We start from the raw sequence: 16,628 nt of genomic DNA, 5'->3' as shown, positions 1-16,628 counted from the left end.
CATCTAAAAATGAAATTAAGAGCCGAAAATATCGTTAAAACCTACAAAGGCAGAAGTGTTGTAAAAGGCGTTTCTGTGGAAGTAAACCAAGGAGAAATTGTGGGTTTATTGGGTCCGAATGGAGCCGGAAAAACCACTTCCTTTTATATGATTGTAGGATTGGTAAAACCTAACAGTGGAAAAATATTCTTGGATAGTATGGAAATTACCGATTTTCCGATGTATAAACGAGCTCAAAATGGCATTGGCTACTTGGCACAAGAAGCTTCGGTTTTTAGAAAACTGAGTATTGAAGATAATATTCTAAGTGTTTTACAACTAACTAAACTTTCTAAAGCAGAACAAGAAGCTAAAATGGAAAGTTTGATTGCTGAATTTAGTTTGGAACATATTCGAACCAATCGTGGTGACTTACTTTCGGGTGGTGAACGTCGTCGTACTGAAATTGCTCGTGCATTGGCAACTGACCCGAAATTTATTCTATTAGATGAGCCTTTTGCCGGAGTTGACCCGGTTGCAGTAGAAGACATTCAACGCATCGTGGCTCAATTGAAAAATAAAAACATCGGAATTTTAATCACCGACCACAATGTGCAAGAAACATTAGCCATTACTGACAAAACCTACTTAATGTTTGAAGGTGGAATCCTAAAAGCCGGAATTCCTGAAGATTTGGCTGCCGACGAAATGGTTAGAAAAGTGTATTTAGGACAAAATTTCGAATTACGAAAAAAGAAATTAGAGTTTTAATTTCTACTGTAAAACCATATAATTCATCATTTTTGGGGTTCCGTTATAAATATTAACATCAACAGGACCTTGAATTCCTGTAACTGTACCTTTTTCTGTAAATTGCCAAATTGCCCAATGATCTTTAATATCTTCTACAAAAAAATTATAATTGGCTATCCAAAAAGTGTAGCCTTCGAATTCATCAGCTAAAAAATCTTTATAATAGCTTTCTCCTGAATAAATGATAGGTTTTACGTTGTAATGATTTTCCACTTTTGTTAACCATCGCCTTAACCCTACTTTTAAACTATCTATTGATTGCGTTTTTGGTAAATTTTCAATATCTAAAACCGGAGGAAAATCTCCTTTTTGAAGTTTTACTGTTTTGATGAAATTGTTAGCTTGTTGAATCGAATTCTCGTTTGGACGATAATAATGATAAGCTCCACGAACAAAACCATTTTCTTTTGCATTCTTCCAATTTTGTTTAAATCGGCTATCAACTTTGTCTTTTCCGGCGGTAGCTCTGATAAAAACAAACTTCAATTGAAATGTATCTTCAATAGTTTTAATTTCTTCCCAAGCTATTTTTCCTTGGTATTCGGAAACATCAAAACCAAAAACTTTCTTTTCATGTCTCTTTAAAACCTGAAAAATTCGGGCTTCTTCCACTTTCGTCGCATTATTATTTTCGGTTTGATGCTTTGATCTAAAACTAAAATAATAGGCTAACGCATCACGATAATGATAAGAAGTTATTCCTATAAATAATAAAATTAAAAATGTAATGGTAAAACCTATAACTTTTCCAGAGAAAAAAGTCTTTTTCTTGTTCGGTTTTCGCCTTGTTACCGGTTTTCGTCTTACTTGGTTTACCATACTTTATGAACAACAAAATGATTAAGAATTCATTTTATTTTGAATAACCGACATCAAAACATAAAGCAAAATAATTAATGGCAATGCTACAATTTTTAGTGTTATCAACAAAATAACTGCTAAAACCAAAAATACAATTTGAAATTTACTGTTTTGCCATGAGAAATTTTTCATTTTAAGAGAAAACAACGGAATTTCAGCATTCATCATATACACACTCAATATCGATATTGCCATTAAAATATATGAATTTGTAAGAGCTTCTTTTAGAAAAGTCATCTCAGTAGAAGCAATAATTAATGGAATACTTAATATAAAAAGTGCATTCGCAGGTGTTGGCAATCCAATAAAAGAATCGGTTTGTCTGGTGTCTATGTTGAATTTTGCCAATCGATAACATGAGCCCAACGTGATAAAAAATCCAACTAATGGCAAAATATGGTTTGTTGGAAAAAAATCATCCAATGCTGAAACACCTTGGTTTTGGTAATTAAAAATCATTTTAAACATTACATAACCGGGAACAAGTCCACTTGTAACCATGTCTGCCAACGAATCCAATTGAACGCCTAACGGACTTTGTACTTTGAAAAGACGAGCAAAAAAACCATCAAAAAAGTCTAAAAATATACCTAAACACACAAAGAAAAAAGCCAATTCGAACTGATCTCGAGCAGCAAAAACAACTGCTATACATCCTGATAACAAATTAAGTAACGTAATAAAATTAGGAATCTTTGCTTTTATATTCATCTTTCGTGGTTTAAAACAAATTTAATACAATAAGTGAGAAACAAGTGCGTTTTTTAATTGATATTTTTAGTCTTATAATTTCAATGTATTTTATTTAGTAAAATGTTGGAATGAAACAAGCTAAAAATTCCTATTTTTGAAAAAAATTGTGCAAATTTCAGTTTGAAAATAAAATTTTGCTTTGAAAAAATATCTATTTTTTGTTTTACTTCTAATTCCGATATTGGCTAATAGTCAGGCTGTCCGAAAATACTCAAACGAATTTATGAGTATTGGTGTTGATGCGGCTGCATTGGGAATGTCTAATGCCGTAACGGCAAGTACAGCTGATGTGAATTCCGGTTATTGGAATCCGGCAGGATTGGTTTTTTTAGAAGACAGTCAGGGAGCATTGATGCATGCCAGTTATTTTGCAAACATTGCTCAATATGACTATGCTGCTTTTGCGATGCCGATTGACGACCGTAGTGCTTGGGGAGTTTCCTTAATTCGATTTGGTGTTGACGATATTTTAAACACAACTCAATTAATTGACAGCGAAGGAAATATAGATTACAATCGAATCAGTAAGTTTTCGACTGCCGATTATGGAGCTACGTTTTCTTATGCAAGAAGTTTACAGGTTCCGGGCTGGCAATATGGTGTGAATGCTAAAGTGATTCGAAGAATTATTGGCGATTTTGCTAATTCGTGGGGTTTTGGAATTGATGTTGGAATACAGTTTGAACGCGACAATTGGAAAGTTGGGTTAATGGTTCGTGATATTACTACCACTTATAACATTTGGAACATTGACGAAGAAGAATTTGAGAAAATTTCTAATACTATTCCGGGAGAAAATCAGGATTTGCCTGAAAGTACCGAAATTACCTTACCAAAAGCCCAGTTGGGAATTTCCAGAAAATTTGAGTACCGCTATGATTATTCTATTTTAGCAGCCTTTAACCTAAACATGCAGTTTTTCAAAACTAACGATATTATTTCTACTGATTTTGTGAGTATTGATCCCGCTTTGGGATTTGAATTTGGTTATACCGATTTAGTCTTCCTTAGAGCCGGTGTTGGAAATTTTCAGAATGTAATGCAGATTGATAATACTGAAAAAATTGGTTTTCAACCGAATATTGGATTAGGATTTAAATACAAAGGTATTCAGGTTGATTATGCTCTAACAGACATTGGTGACCAAAGTGCAGCCTTGTATTCCAATATTTTTTCGGTAAAGGTTGATTTAGGAATTTTTAGATAATTTGCATGAAAATAAAATTACAATTTCTCCTTCTTTTATTTTGCAGTTTTTTGAGTTTCGGGCAGAATTATCCATTGTCTCCTGAAGCAAAAATTAGCATTTTAACCTGCGGAAGTGGCGAAGAATTACATTCCATTTTTGGTCATACTGCCATTCGAATTCAAGATAATTCAAGAGGTGTTGATGCGGTGTATAATTTTGGTATGTTTGATTTTGATACCCCTAATTTTTATCTAAAATTTGTAAAAGGCGATTTAGAATATCATGTTGGCAAAGGCTCTTTTGAAGGTTTCATGTATTCTTATCGAATGGAAAACAGGAGTGTTTATGAACAAGAATTGAATCTTTCACCAATTCAACAACAGCAATTAGTTGACAATTTGGAAAAAATGCTTTATTCTGATGAACGTTTTTACATCTATAAATTTATTGATAAAAATTGCACTACGATGGTGGTAGATCAAATCAATAACCAATTAGAGAAACCGGCTATTGAGAAAGTTGGTGACACAACCGAAAGTTATCGACACGTGTTAAATCCGTTTATGGATAATCTTTTTTATCAAAAATTGGGAATCAACATCATGTTTGGGTATAGAACGGATAAATCAGCCGAGCAACTTTTTTTACCAATTGAATTATTAAAAAGTTTAGAAGTAACAAAAACCAATAACGAACTTATTGCTAAAAAAACCACAGTTTTGTTTGAACAAGACAATTCATTACATTCAAAATCATGGTGGAATTCGATTTATACATTTATTTTATTTTTGGTTCTGATTTTAATTTCGAACAAAAATAAAGTTTATCTAACTTTTCTGGTGATTGTAGGCTTATTGGGAATTTTTCTTTCTACGGTAGGATTCTTTTCGTTACACAGAGAAATTTCTCAGAATTATAATGTGTTATTATTTAATCCATTTTTGATTGGAATAGTAATTTCTTTTGTAAAGAAAAATGTGGTTTGGTTTAATCGATTCTTCTACTTTGTATTGTTTTGCTTTGTGGCTTACCTCCTATTCATCCTCAACAAAGCTCATTTATTTTTAATGCTTCCGATGATGATTTTGGTAGTATTGATTCTTTTACGATTAAGAATACGGCTTCTGAAATCCTAATTACTGTCCGCGATAAAACAGAATGGTACTAATAGTTTTAATCATGATATTAATATCCAGAAAGATACTTCTGTGTTTAATATAATACAAATCATATTGAAGTTTAATCAAACTATCATCAATTGAATCGCCGTAGGAATAATTCACTTGAGCCCAACCGGTTAAACCTGGTTTTATGACGTGTCGTGTTTGATAAAAAGGCATTACCTCAGCAATTTTATTAACAAAAACCGGACGTTCAGGTCTTGGTCCAATAACAGCCATTTGACCCAAAAGAATGTTGACAAATTGTGGGAACTCATCGATTCTGCTTTTTCGAAGGAATTTACCAAAAGGAGTTATTCTTACATCATTTGTCGTCGCAAATACAGCTCCAGCGGATTCCGCATTCTTAACCATCGTTCTTAACTTGAGAATTCTAAATTCTTCACCGTTTTTTCCTACACGGATTTGTGTATAGAAAAGTTTTCCTTTATTTCCAATAGCATTACCAAACAAAATAAGAGGAAGTAAAATCAAACCGAAAGTTAATCCCGTTAATGCAATTACAATTTCAAAAAAACGTACAAAAAGTAAATACAGTTGGTTTTGATTGCTTCTGCTGAATGGAAAATATTTATAAAAATCTCTAGCAACAAATTGAACTGGAATTCGTTGAGTTAAATTTTCATAAACTTGTGTGTATTCTCTAATCGTAAAACCATTTTCTAACAATAATAATAATTTGTTATACAACTCCACCGTAATTTCTTCTGTTCTTTGCGTAGCAATAACGATTTCTGAAATAGAATTTTTAGCAACAAACTTTTGTAAATTGTCTACTGACAAAATTGTGACAGACTTATTTATAATTTTAAAATCAGAATTTTCATCTGTATTTACAAAAGCAATAATAGTATAATGTGGATCAATGCTTTTTAAGCCGGAAATCAATTCATCAGCTAATTCTTTTTCGGAAATTAAAATAACTTTTTTCTCAAAACGATGTGAAGCTAAGTATTTTTGATAAAACATTCGCCATAGTAATAATGCTAAAAAAATAGCGAGAAAAAAATATAAAATTTGAATACGATTTGAAGGAAGAACTGGTGTAAAAATTGGGGTCAACAGATAAAACAAAACGGTTGTGGAAGATGTTAAAACTATACTTCTTATCACTTGAAATTGATTACTGGCAACTTGAAGGTTATACATTTCAAAAACAGAGCCTACAATTAAGACATACAATCCTAAAACAATAGTCCAGTAAAAATTTGTTGGCGTGATATAAAAATAATCGAAATTAAAAATTATTCCAACAATATAGAGCATTAATAAAACAAACAAGACGTCAAAAACTCTGAGAAGAATTTTTCTCTCTGAAACTTCAAAATGAATTTTCTTCTTTCCGGTCATTCTTCGTGGCTGTTGAATTGAGCGTGCAATTTAACAATTTTAAGAGTATTTTATCAGCTATTTCAAAATTTCTTTCCATTGTTTTTTAACAATTTGCCAATCGAATTGTTCTACCAATTTACGTCCGTTACTTGTTAATTTTTGTGCTAGTTCAGGATTTTCTATTAACTCATTTATAGCATTAGCCATTGCCTGACTGTCTGAATCATTCACTAATATAGCTGATTCTCGGTCTTTTACCAAATAAGGAATTCCGCCAACATTTGTAGAAACCACAGGTAATCCGAGAGCCAAAGCTTCAATTAGACTAACAGGAGTATTATCAAAATGAGTTGTATTAATAAAAATATCGTAATTTTCTGAAAGTTTAATCCAGTCTTGTTTTGATAATTTTCCTGTGAAAGTAACATTTAAACTAAAAGAGTTAGCGTATTTTAGTAAGTCATTTATTCTTACATCTTTTTCTTGACCTATCATGCATAATTCAGCATCGGGAAAATTACTTTTTAACATTCTCAAAACATCAATAGCCATTTTGGGATTATAAATTTCAGACAAAGAACGCACCCATAAAATTTTAGGTTCTAATTTGATTTTTTTTTGAAAATTATAATTGTTTATTTCAATTGTATTAGGAATTAATTTTAAATTGTTAAACTTATGTTCTTTAAAAACTGTAAAAAGATACTGTGATGGGGCAATATTGTAAAGTGAGTTGGAAAAAATAAGTCTTGAGAGTAATGGAGAGGATTTTAATCTTTTGGGCAAATCTCCACCTCTTAAAATAGGAATATATTGTTTATTTAAAATTCTGCATAACTGACTAATTATAAAAGCATACCAAAAATTAGTAGTGCTGTAGGTATCAATAAGAACATAGTTAACTTTATGTGCATTAAATAAAGTTTTAAAAAACATATCTAAAAGCCTAAATAACTTGTTTTTTATTGATGAAGCATAAACTACTTTACAATTTTCGTTTTCTAATAAAGCACCAAGAGTTTCTATTGAAGTTGCTGAAAACCCATGTTTTAAAAGTTTATTACCGATGTAAAGTAATTTAATCACCTTGGGTTTTGTTTTGTTATTTATGGAATTACTTTCTTGAAAGTTCAATTCTTTTGATTTTATAATATTTCTCCCACTCACCATTTACCAAGCGATTCTCACCTGGCCATCGATAAGGTAGAATTAATGGTTTCTTTTTTATTGTTTTTACGTAGACGGTATCTGTTTTACTATTTTTTAACATTTCATATGTTTCCAATACTTGTTTGTGATATGAACTTGCTTTGCCGGAGGTTATATCAACATAGGCATTCATCACATTAGAATTATGAGAAAGTGTGATTATTAGTATTGGAATCAAAACTAATAAAACCTTATGGGTAGAAAGCACTTTATTTAAATCAGCTAATACTTTTATCTTTTGTATTGAAAACAAAATTAATAGAGTTGCAAATAATGTAAAAATAAAGAAAATAGGGGTATAAGCACGTTGTGGTATCCAATTTGTTGTAAAAATACTTGGAAAGAATCCAACAAATAAGACTCCTATTAAAAACACTAAACTAACCATTAAAAACATTCGTTTTGTTTTTAATAGAAATAATAATTTATTATTCCAATCAATTTTAAAAGCTGAATTATTAGGCAAGCAGAGCAATAATGTTAACAATGTAAAGACCCAAAAAAACAAAACAAATAAACTTCTTGAAAGTGAATGAAGTGAAGATTTCAAAAAATGAAAATCAGACTTTACAAATAAACTTCCTCTTCCGAAATTTCCGGGAGCTGTAATCATTAAGAAAGAAATAATGAAAGCGATAATAAAAATTGGCGAAAATCGATTGAAATAATTTTTATTGAGTATCAAAATTAATACTAATAATACATTTACAAAATTGGCATAAACCACAATTACTTCATTAGATCCCAGCACTATAAACAAACTAAATAATGCAATGAATTGGTTTTTAACTATTTCAACTTTAGAATTAGAATTAAATAAGTTTAAAATAGAATTGAGGTAAACTAGAAAAAAGACAATTGGTAGTTGATAAGTATATGCTCCAGCCATCCAATAGAAAGTTTCTCCAAAATCAGGCAGATAATTAAAATAAAAAAAAAATAAAAGACAAAATAATAAACTTGGATTTATTGTGAGTCTAAAAAAAACAACGACATTTTTTATAAAATGATATAAAGCAATTGCAAAACCCAATATTAATAATAGTGGGTGTATAAAAGATAGGTTAAAACAACCAAAAGAAATTGGATTTAATGTTGAGATGGCCGCTGTTGCAATATATCTTCCTGACCATTGATGATAAAAATTTAATTGAGTTTGCCAAAATCCATTTGTTCTAAAACTTTCAGCATACCAAAAATCATCACCCAATGGAACATTATAAAAACACAGCACTAAAAAGGGAAGAATAGTGTAACTAAATATAAAAATATATAATAATTGGATTGGATTTAACTGTTTGAATTGTTTAATCATTTGAACTATTGTCAGAATTTTTATTTATGTAATCATTTATAAAATATATTGGTCTCTTTTTAGTTTCTGAAAAAACAATACCTAAATATTCTCCCAATACACCTATTGAAAGAAGCTGAAGACCACCCAAGAGCAAAATGGCAGACATCATGGATGGATAACCTGCAACTGGGTCGCCAAAATATATTGCTTTAATAACTACTTTTATTAAGAAAGCAAAGGAAATCAGGGAAATAATCAATCCGGTAATGGAAATAATCCTTAATGGTTTAATTGAAAATGCTGTAATTCCTCTTATCGCTAAATTTATTAATTTAAAATAATTCCATTTTGTTTTTCCAGCAATTCTCTCGTCTCGAACATAAAAAATTGGTTTTTTCTTGAAGCCAATAAAAGAAAAAAGGCCTTTCATATTTCGCTCATTTTCTCCAAGTTGTCGTAAAGCTTTTATTGCTTTAGAGCTAAGCATCCTAAAATCACCTGTATCTTTTTGAATTGGAACAGACGACATAATAGCTAAAAGTCGGTAAAAAAGAAATGAAGTCGATTTTTTTAACCAACTCTCACCATTTCTTGATGTTCGTTGAGCATAAACATCATCATAGCCATTTTCGATCTCCCTTACCATCAAAGGTAACAAATCAGGATTATCTTGTAAATCAGCATCAATGATAACCAAAGTGTCGCCAATCATATAATCCAAACCAGCAGTCATGGCTATTTCTTTGCCATAATTTCTAGATAAATCTACAATTGAAACTCTTGCATCATTTTGTTGTATTTGCTTTATTAATTCAAGTGTTTGATCAATACTACCATCATTAATAAACAGAAACTCACAAGCACAAGGAAGATTTTTACTAACCTTTTTCAACTGACTGTAAAGTTCGTTCACACATTCTTCCTCGTTATAAACAGGAATCATGATGGTTAGTAATTTAACTTTATTCATAAAAAAGAATAATTTGGAATTTATTAAAACGAAAATTTTAAACAAATAAAGTATTCATCTTTTGTTTACAATCAATGGAGTCAAATGTATAAACAATTAATTAAAAAAAGAAATTGTTTTATATTAACAAAGTTAAAACAATAATCAACCTGTATCATTTTTTTGAAGTTCATTGTCATGAAGATAAGATAACAGTGCTGTCATTACGATTAAAAACATACCTAAAACAGCAAATATTGGGCGATATATGTAAAGGTGTTCCCCAAAAAAAAGGGTTACTAACATTGACAAAGAAAGGCCCTTTAAAGCTAATTCATTTCCTCCATATTTTTTAAATGGTATAAAAAGATATTGAATAAGCCAGCCAAAATAGAGTACAAAACCGACTAGTCCTAATTCTTTAATAACTGTAAGATACATATTATGAGCAGCAATTTGTCTAACTAATCTATTATTAAAGCCAAGACCAAAAGGAATAATCTCAGGATTCTCTAATATCCATTTTACATATTTAGCAGAAATTTGACTTCTACCTGCTCCTAAATCTTCATATAATTTACCGACATCTGCATTTTCTAAATCTTCTTCATTTTCAATTTTACTAACAACTCTATTATTAATCACTTCATCAATTTTGTTGTATAAATTATCATTTGATAAAATTAAAAATACAAATATAGAGCCAATAAAAACTCCTAAAAACACGAATCGAGATGTTTTAAAAAAAGCGAAGAAAACCAAGAAAACTAAAAACCCAACATAACTAGTACGTGATCCAGTAAGAATAATAATATAAATGTTGATTGATATGACTAGTAATAAAAACAATTTATTTATTCCTGAATTATTACTTGAAAACAAACCAATTCCAAAAATAGAAATAATAACAGAAAACATTCCTGTAACAATTTTATTAGGCCCTAATGTTCCTGACAAAAAACCTTGATATGCTATTCTATATGCACTACTCCATAAAAATGGTAAGATTTCAAAATTTTGAAGAATTATTACAGTACAGGAAATTAATGATAAAAAAAGTATGACATGAATAAATATTTTAAGTTTATTTCTATTGTAACTAATCACAAAAAAAATTATCGATGTAATAAAAAATACCCAAAGATGATATAGATATAATACTGACTGTAGGAATGCACTAAACTTATCTTTAAATACACTAAAGATAAAAGTAACAAGTATTGTAAGACTGCACCAAATACAAAAATTAAAAAACCACTTAAAAACTTTAATTTTTTTTATTATATAATAGTAAAAGTTAATATTTGAAAAAAAAACAAAAAAAACAAAAACACCTAAAACATCATACAACCTTAATTCATTGTCTCCTTTCAAGCTATATCCAATAACTGGTAAATTATAGAAATAAGAGAAAATCATTAAAATAATTAAAATAAAACTAATGTTGTCCCTTACCAAAAAAGAATAATGAGAATTAGGTTTTAAAACTCTTTGATGTACAAGATTATCTTTGTTTTGATTCATAAAATTTAAAATAAATTATTTAAGAATATAGGTTTCCAATTTCCTTAAATAATTTTCAAAAGTAAATAATTCTGCTAATTTTAATACTTCCATTGATTTATTCTGCAATTCGGTTTTATCAGACTTAAGAGCATTTTCAAGAACTTGTTCGTAGCTACTATTTTTATCATTAATTTTCCATAAAAAGCCGTTGTTCACATTTATGTAATGTGGTATGCTTCCTACGTTGGATACAATAGGGATAGTTCCATAACAAGCTGCCTCTGCTACCACTTTAGGAAATCCTTCAGCTTTACTGGGAAGTAATAAAAAATGTGATTCTTCCATAAATTTATGAAGTTCATTTTTTTGTAAAAAACCATGAAAAACAGCTTTATCTACTAATTCTTTAGCTTGTTCTTTATAAACATTTAATTTATGACCATCTCCGATAAGATGTATTTTTTCAATCATCTGTGGTGGTATTCTTTTTAAGGCATCTAAAAGTATCGAAACACCTTTTACATTATCGAATCTACCCACAAAACAAAATGTGTATGGACTTGAAAAAGTTTTGTTTTTTGCAATTACTTTTCCATTTTCAATATCATTTTTAGTTAAACATGGATTCTCGAAAGAAAAGCAGTGTTTAGGCTGATTAGACCAAAAACCGTTTATTGTTACATTAGAAAACGTTGCTTTTTTTAGTATATTACGTTGAAATCTATAGGAAGATGGTGCTTCAATTTGACCCCAATCACCAGCATATTTATTCCACCATATTTTATTTTTGTTAAAAAAATAAGAAATCAAAATTGCTATTAACGCAGGATGTGAGGGTGCACGAGTGTGAATAATATCAGACTTTTGAATTTGTCTGTAAATCACAAAAAACATAAAAGGATATTGTGTCAAAATTTTTAAAAAAGAAAACAATCCTTTTCCTCCTACATTTTTTAATAAAATAAATTTTATTTTATTGCTTTGAATTTTTTGCATTGACAAATCCCCGATTCTATCTTGCCTATCGAAACCAATCCAAGTAATTTGATCAAACAAATGTTCAACAAATTCTATCTCTCTTACGACAGGTCCAAAACCATAATATGAATTATTGGAATGAAAAATTGCAGTATCAGAGACTATAGTTAATTTTTTTGCACACATTTATATATTGTTAATAGCTTATTTAAATATTCTTCTTCTCCAAAAAGCTGATTAAAAACTTCTTTCATCTTATTGTGGTCGTGTTTTTTATTCAACAAAAAAAGCAAACGTTCTTCCCATAAATTAATATCAAGGTTATCCATAAAAAATTCCGGGAAAAATGGTTTCAACATTTTTGATATTTCTCCTGTTTCATAGGCTAAAAATGGAATTTCATTGCTTAGATATTCTAATAAAACTAATGGACCTGTTTCTCTTAGAGATACGGAAATACCTATTTTACATGAGTTCAGATAACTTGAAACATCACTAACATCTTGTTTTAAAACAATTTCAACACTTGATGAATTAATTCTATTTAATAGATTTTTAAAATATTCTTCTTCTTGATTCTTGCCAATTAGTAATATGTTCTTTTTTAGCTTTTCAGCTAAATCAACCGCAAAAATATTGTTTTTATTTTGTTTTATATTTCCAACCAACACTATATCAAAATCCTTTTGGGGTAAATTTACTGATTGATTTGATGATGGAATTATGATGTTTTCAAGTAAAAATAAATTTTCATTCTGGAGATTAAATTGCTCTTTATAAAATTTCATAGATTCGTTGTCAACACAAATCAGAAATCTTGGTTTGAATATATACTTCAAAATAAATATACTTGATATATTTAGTTTTTTTGAACTATGATTATGAAATAATATAGGAGTTTCAACGTTAAAGATAAGAGATACTAATCGGATATATACATAAACATGTTTGAAATGACAGTGTATTAAATCATATGATTTGAGTATTTTACTACATTCATACATTTTTTTTAAACTCCATTTATTTGTTCTCTTTAATTCAAATGTATCAATATCTTCATTTAATTGACTCTTCAAAATACCTTTTTCTATTAGAAACAATCCATTAACAGAAATTTTATTTTTTGAAAGTAGGTTGCAAATAGTAACAAAAACTCTTTCTGCACCACCAACATTCAATATATCTATTACATGTATTATTTTCAACTCACTTGGATTTATAAATATGTTGGAAAATCATCACCTTCAGGAATTAACAAAAAATGACATCTACCTCTATGTTTAACTGGTTCTGAATCAATTAACCTTTGCTTATTTGTTAAATACCATGCCGAATATCCTACTTCATTACACCAATTCAACACCTTTTCAGTATTTTGTTTCATAGACATTTCTTTGTTGGAATGCATTTCAACCAAAATTTTTAACTTATTAGCTTTAACAGTTTCTTTCGCTCCATTTAAAACAAAAAATTCTGCTCCTTCTACATCAATTTTTATAAAATCAGGTATCAATTTAAAATATTGAACTAAAGAGTCAAGTGTAATTGTATGTACTTTATAAGACATTCCTAATATAGATGCTGTCTCCGCATGACTTTTAAACATTGATCCTGCAGACCCATGTCCAACTGTATAAAAATCAAGTTCTTCATCATTTTTATCACTAACAAATCCTAAAAAAGATCTTGTTTTGTGAATAAAGTTATTATTTATCACATTCAAATTAGCAAAATTCAAAGCTTCGGAATTAGTATCTATCATAACAACTTGCTCAATTTTGTCATGAGTCAACGCAATCAATGCCGTTTTTCCGATGTTACAACCTACATCAAAAAAAATACTGCTATTTTGAGCCAAAGCATTAAACCAAACTTCATCACTATCCTTTTTCTCACTAAAAGTTCCTTTAATGACTTTGAGCATTTTACCGTTAAATTCAAAATAAAGGAATTTTTGCTTTTTGTATTTTAACTTCGTTATTATTGCACTTACAACTTTTTTAAGTTTCATGTATTTAAAAATTAAGTTTTGACTTTGTAAATTAATTGATTTTAAAACACTTTCACAAATAAAAAAGAATAATAAAGATTCCCTTGATTTTTGAATCTAAGATAGAATTGTATCAAAATTTAATTTACGCCTTCAGAATTAAGTTGCGTCAAATTAAAATAGAATTATTGTTTATTCAACATAGTAGTAGATTTGTTCCAAGAGGACTTGATTTGAAAAATCACTAGTGGTAAAAAAAGAGGAAGAAATAGAAAAGCTAGTAATTTCAAAATTCTATTTCCTTTGAATTTATAAGGAATTAACGAAGGTAGAATAGATTTGAAAATATAGAAGAACGTTAATTTATTTCCAAAATATTTTCTAGACAGATAGAGCACACTAGGAACCGGTCGTGGTCCAAATAATTTCTTAGGCCTCCATCCGTCCCAACTTCCCATTTGTCTGAGACCTCCTTGACTCACTTTTAAATGAATACGTTTTGCTTTATAATTAGATATATTCTTATAACCATTAAGATAACATCGTAAACCATATTCACCATCTCCCATTCGTTGTTTTTCAAACTTTAAGTCAAAAAAACCTATTGTATAAAATATTTCTTTCTTAAGCAAAACATTTCCCGTATCCAGTTGTTCACTCCATTTAAAATAACTGTAATTCTTGGGAACTTCTGCTCCAACAACGCTTAATGAAACTCCAGAAGATAAATCTGCTTTAAAATAATCTAAACATTTTAAATGCTCTTCTATCCAATTTGGATCAATTAAAGAATCATCATCATAAAGCAAAATTAAATCTCCTTTTGCTGATTTGATGGCTTCGTTTCTTGCTTTCCATAAGGCTTTTTCTTCTTGAAACCAATATTTTAAATCTAGACTCCAACCTTTATAAAATTCCTCTTTGAAATCATCAGTTTGATCAACAACTATAACTTCAAAATTTTTATATGTTTGATTTTCTAAATCTTTAAACACATCTTTTAAATATTGATATCGATTTAAAGTTGGAATAACAACTGATACTAATGGATTAGATTTAACAAGCTGACTATTAAAATCAGTATAGTCATTATATTCAAAAATTTGTTTTGAATAATCTTGTTGTTTAACCCCTTTGTGTTTTAAAAAAGCTATAATTTCCGAAATTGGATTATGAAAGGTTAAAACTCTTATGAATAAAACATAAACCACCCAAGCTTTGTGAAAATTTTTTCTTAAAAATAAATATTCATCTTCAATTGGCAAATCTATTTTATCCCATACGTTCAGTCCTGATTCAAAGTTTTTGTTTATAAATCCGGAATGGAGAGCATTCCAAGCCAGTTCTCTTTTTATACTATCCTCAGATTTAAAACGAGTATCTTTTTTTATAGAATAACCAGCAATCCTTAGTTGTTCTTCCGTTGGAAAATAGCCATAATCATTTGAAGAACCTAGGTTAAAGTACCAAATTGGTCTAGTATATTTTAAAAAATTAAAAATCATATTTTCATCTTTCTTACAATAGTAAATGATTGATTCAGTTTAAATAAAAAGATTTAAATGATTCTTTTTGTTTGGCTAAATTAAACTCTTTTTTTGCTCTCTCCACTGCATTTTGTTTAATTTTTAATCTAGCATCTTCAGTTAAATTAATTACCTCCATAATTTTCTCGCTCAGTAATAAAGGGTTTCTTTTTGGAACCACCCATCCGGTTTTATTGTGCAACACATTTTCCTTCAATCCGTCTGCATCACTTACGATACACAAAAGTCCCATAGCTTGTGCTTCCAAAACAGCATTACAAAAACCTTCCTGCAAGCTATATTGAATGTAGTAATCGTATTTTTTCAAATTGTTTTTAACCTCATTATGTGGAATATTTCCTTTAAAATTCACACATTCTGATAGGCCTAATTGATTAACTACAAACATTAGTTTTTCTTTTTCAGCCCCATCCCCTATGATTGTAAAATGAAATGGTATATTCTGACTTTTAAAAATGGAAAAAGCCTCTATTATATATTCAAGTCCCTTAATCCAATGCAAACGACTAATTGTTAAAAATTGAATTTTAGAATTATTATTAAAATTTACAGCACTATCAAAAAAGTCAACATCAATCGCCGGAGTAATTTTATGAATCGATTCAGGTAAGATACCCTGTTCAATTAATTTATCTTTCATATCATTAGAAAGAACATGATATTTAACTTTCTTTGTAAAAAGTAGATGATAACAATCCGGAAACTTTACGGGGTAAACATAAAAATCAAATCCTCTAAAACTCACAGCCATCTTAGCTCCAATTGCCTCAGCTACATTTTCGCTCTCAACTGCCATGGTTCCAAATCCAAAATGCAACCATGAAAGTTTATAGTTTAAAAAATGACTATTTATTAAAACATTTCTAAAAGCTTTTTTAGTAGAAAAACCATCAACTATATTTAATCGGTATAGTTTAAGAGCTTTATTAAAATTAAATAAACAATTTTTAAATACAATAAAAACTTCAATCAAAAATCTAAATTTGAATGAAAAGTCAGGAGCAAATACTACTCTACAAGAAGATAGTTTTTGTTTAGATTTAA

General features: G+C 29.1%; 15 protein-coding genes. 3 read left to right on the top strand and 12 right to left on the bottom strand.

Going from position 1 to position 16,628, the window contains the following annotated elements:
• Window positions 1-9 precede the first annotated feature (9 nt).
• Complete coding sequence (lptB, locus tag B4N66_RS16085) at window positions 10-750, top strand: LPS export ABC transporter ATP-binding protein (protein ID WP_291096234.1); 741 nt, start codon at window positions 10-12, stop codon at window positions 748-750.
• Window positions 751-753: 3 nt separating this feature from the next.
• Here lptB and B4N66_RS16080 read toward each other — a convergent pair whose 3' ends face one another.
• Window positions 754-1,611, bottom strand: a complete 858-nt coding sequence (locus tag B4N66_RS16080; RefSeq protein ID WP_291096233.1) for a glycoside hydrolase family 25 protein — start codon at window positions 1,609-1,611, stop codon at window positions 754-756.
• A gap of 21 nt (window positions 1,612-1,632) precedes the next feature.
• Complete coding sequence (locus tag B4N66_RS16075; RefSeq protein ID WP_291096231.1) at window positions 1,633-2,364, bottom strand: CDP-alcohol phosphatidyltransferase family protein; 732 nt, start codon at window positions 2,362-2,364, stop codon at window positions 1,633-1,635.
• A gap of 265 nt (window positions 2,365-2,629) precedes the next feature.
• On the opposite strand from B4N66_RS16075, the gene B4N66_RS16070 reads away from it, so the two are divergent.
• Together B4N66_RS16070 and B4N66_RS16065 are read left to right on the top strand one after the other, a co-directional pair.
• Window positions 2,630-3,613, top strand: coding sequence for a PorV/PorQ family protein (locus tag B4N66_RS16070; protein WP_291096326.1), 984 nt, complete (start codon window positions 2,630-2,632; stop codon window positions 3,611-3,613).
• Window positions 3,614-3,618: 5 nt separating this feature from the next.
• Window positions 3,619-4,731 (top strand): DUF4105 domain-containing protein, encoded by a 1,113-nt coding sequence (locus B4N66_RS16065; protein ID WP_291096229.1) that lies wholly within the window; start codon window positions 3,619-3,621, stop codon window positions 4,729-4,731.
• Here the strand turns inward: B4N66_RS16065 and B4N66_RS16060 are convergent, their stop codons facing one another.
• The 10 genes from B4N66_RS16060 to B4N66_RS16015 all read right to left on the bottom strand — a co-directional run bounded on the left by B4N66_RS16060 (window position 4,732) and on the right by B4N66_RS16015 (window position 16,557).
• The gene (locus B4N66_RS16060) at window positions 4,732-6,126 is read right to left on the bottom strand and encodes an exopolysaccharide biosynthesis polyprenyl glycosylphosphotransferase (RefSeq protein WP_291096227.1); all 1,395 of its coding nucleotides are present in this window, start codon (window positions 6,124-6,126) and stop codon (window positions 4,732-4,734) included.
• Between the two features lie 57 nt (window positions 6,127-6,183).
• Window positions 6,184-7,242, bottom strand: a complete 1,059-nt coding sequence (locus tag B4N66_RS16055; RefSeq protein WP_291096225.1) for a glycosyltransferase family 4 protein — start codon at window positions 7,240-7,242, stop codon at window positions 6,184-6,186.
• Entirely contained in the window at window positions 7,223-8,632 is a 1,410-nt protein-coding gene (locus B4N66_RS16050) for a DUF6056 family protein (RefSeq protein WP_291096223.1), read from the bottom strand. The genes B4N66_RS16055 and B4N66_RS16050 overlap by 20 nt, the downstream gene beginning before the upstream one ends.
• Window positions 8,625-9,584 carry a glycosyltransferase family 2 protein gene (locus tag B4N66_RS16045; protein ID WP_291096221.1) on the bottom strand — a complete coding sequence of 320 codons (960 nt, stop codon included), beginning with the start codon at window positions 9,582-9,584 and terminating at the stop codon, window positions 8,625-8,627. The genes B4N66_RS16050 and B4N66_RS16045 overlap by 8 nt, the downstream gene beginning before the upstream one ends.
• Window positions 9,585-9,728: 144 nt before the next feature.
• Entirely contained in the window at window positions 9,729-11,087 is a 1,359-nt protein-coding gene (locus tag B4N66_RS16040) for an O-antigen ligase family protein (RefSeq protein ID WP_291096219.1), read from the bottom strand.
• A 15-nt stretch (window positions 11,088-11,102) separates the two neighbouring features.
• Complete coding sequence (locus tag B4N66_RS16035) at window positions 11,103-12,233, bottom strand: glycosyltransferase family 4 protein (protein ID WP_291096218.1); 1,131 nt, start codon at window positions 12,231-12,233, stop codon at window positions 11,103-11,105.
• On the bottom strand, window positions 12,215-13,252 hold the full coding sequence (locus B4N66_RS16030; RefSeq protein ID WP_291096217.1) for a glycosyltransferase family 4 protein: 1,038 nt from the start codon (window positions 13,250-13,252) through the stop codon (window positions 12,215-12,217). The genes B4N66_RS16035 and B4N66_RS16030 overlap by 19 nt, the downstream gene beginning before the upstream one ends.
• A gap of 11 nt (window positions 13,253-13,263) precedes the next feature.
• Complete coding sequence (locus B4N66_RS16025; protein WP_291096215.1) at window positions 13,264-14,058, bottom strand: FkbM family methyltransferase; 795 nt, start codon at window positions 14,056-14,058, stop codon at window positions 13,264-13,266.
• Window positions 14,059-14,222: 164 nt separating this feature from the next.
• Window positions 14,223-15,542, bottom strand: coding sequence for a glycosyltransferase family 2 protein (locus B4N66_RS16020; RefSeq protein WP_291096213.1), 1,320 nt, complete (start codon window positions 15,540-15,542; stop codon window positions 14,223-14,225).
• Window positions 15,543-15,576: 34 nt separating this feature from the next.
• Entirely contained in the window at window positions 15,577-16,557 is a 981-nt protein-coding gene (locus B4N66_RS16015; protein WP_291096211.1) for a glycosyltransferase, read from the bottom strand.
• Window positions 16,558-16,628 lie beyond the last annotated feature (71 nt).

The sequence above is a fragment of the Flavobacterium sp. UBA2787 genome (assembly GCA_002352205.1).
Lineage (GTDB): Bacteria > Bacteroidota > Bacteroidia > Flavobacteriales > Flavobacteriaceae > Flavobacterium.
This window is presented reverse-complemented; position numbering and strand designations above follow the sequence as displayed.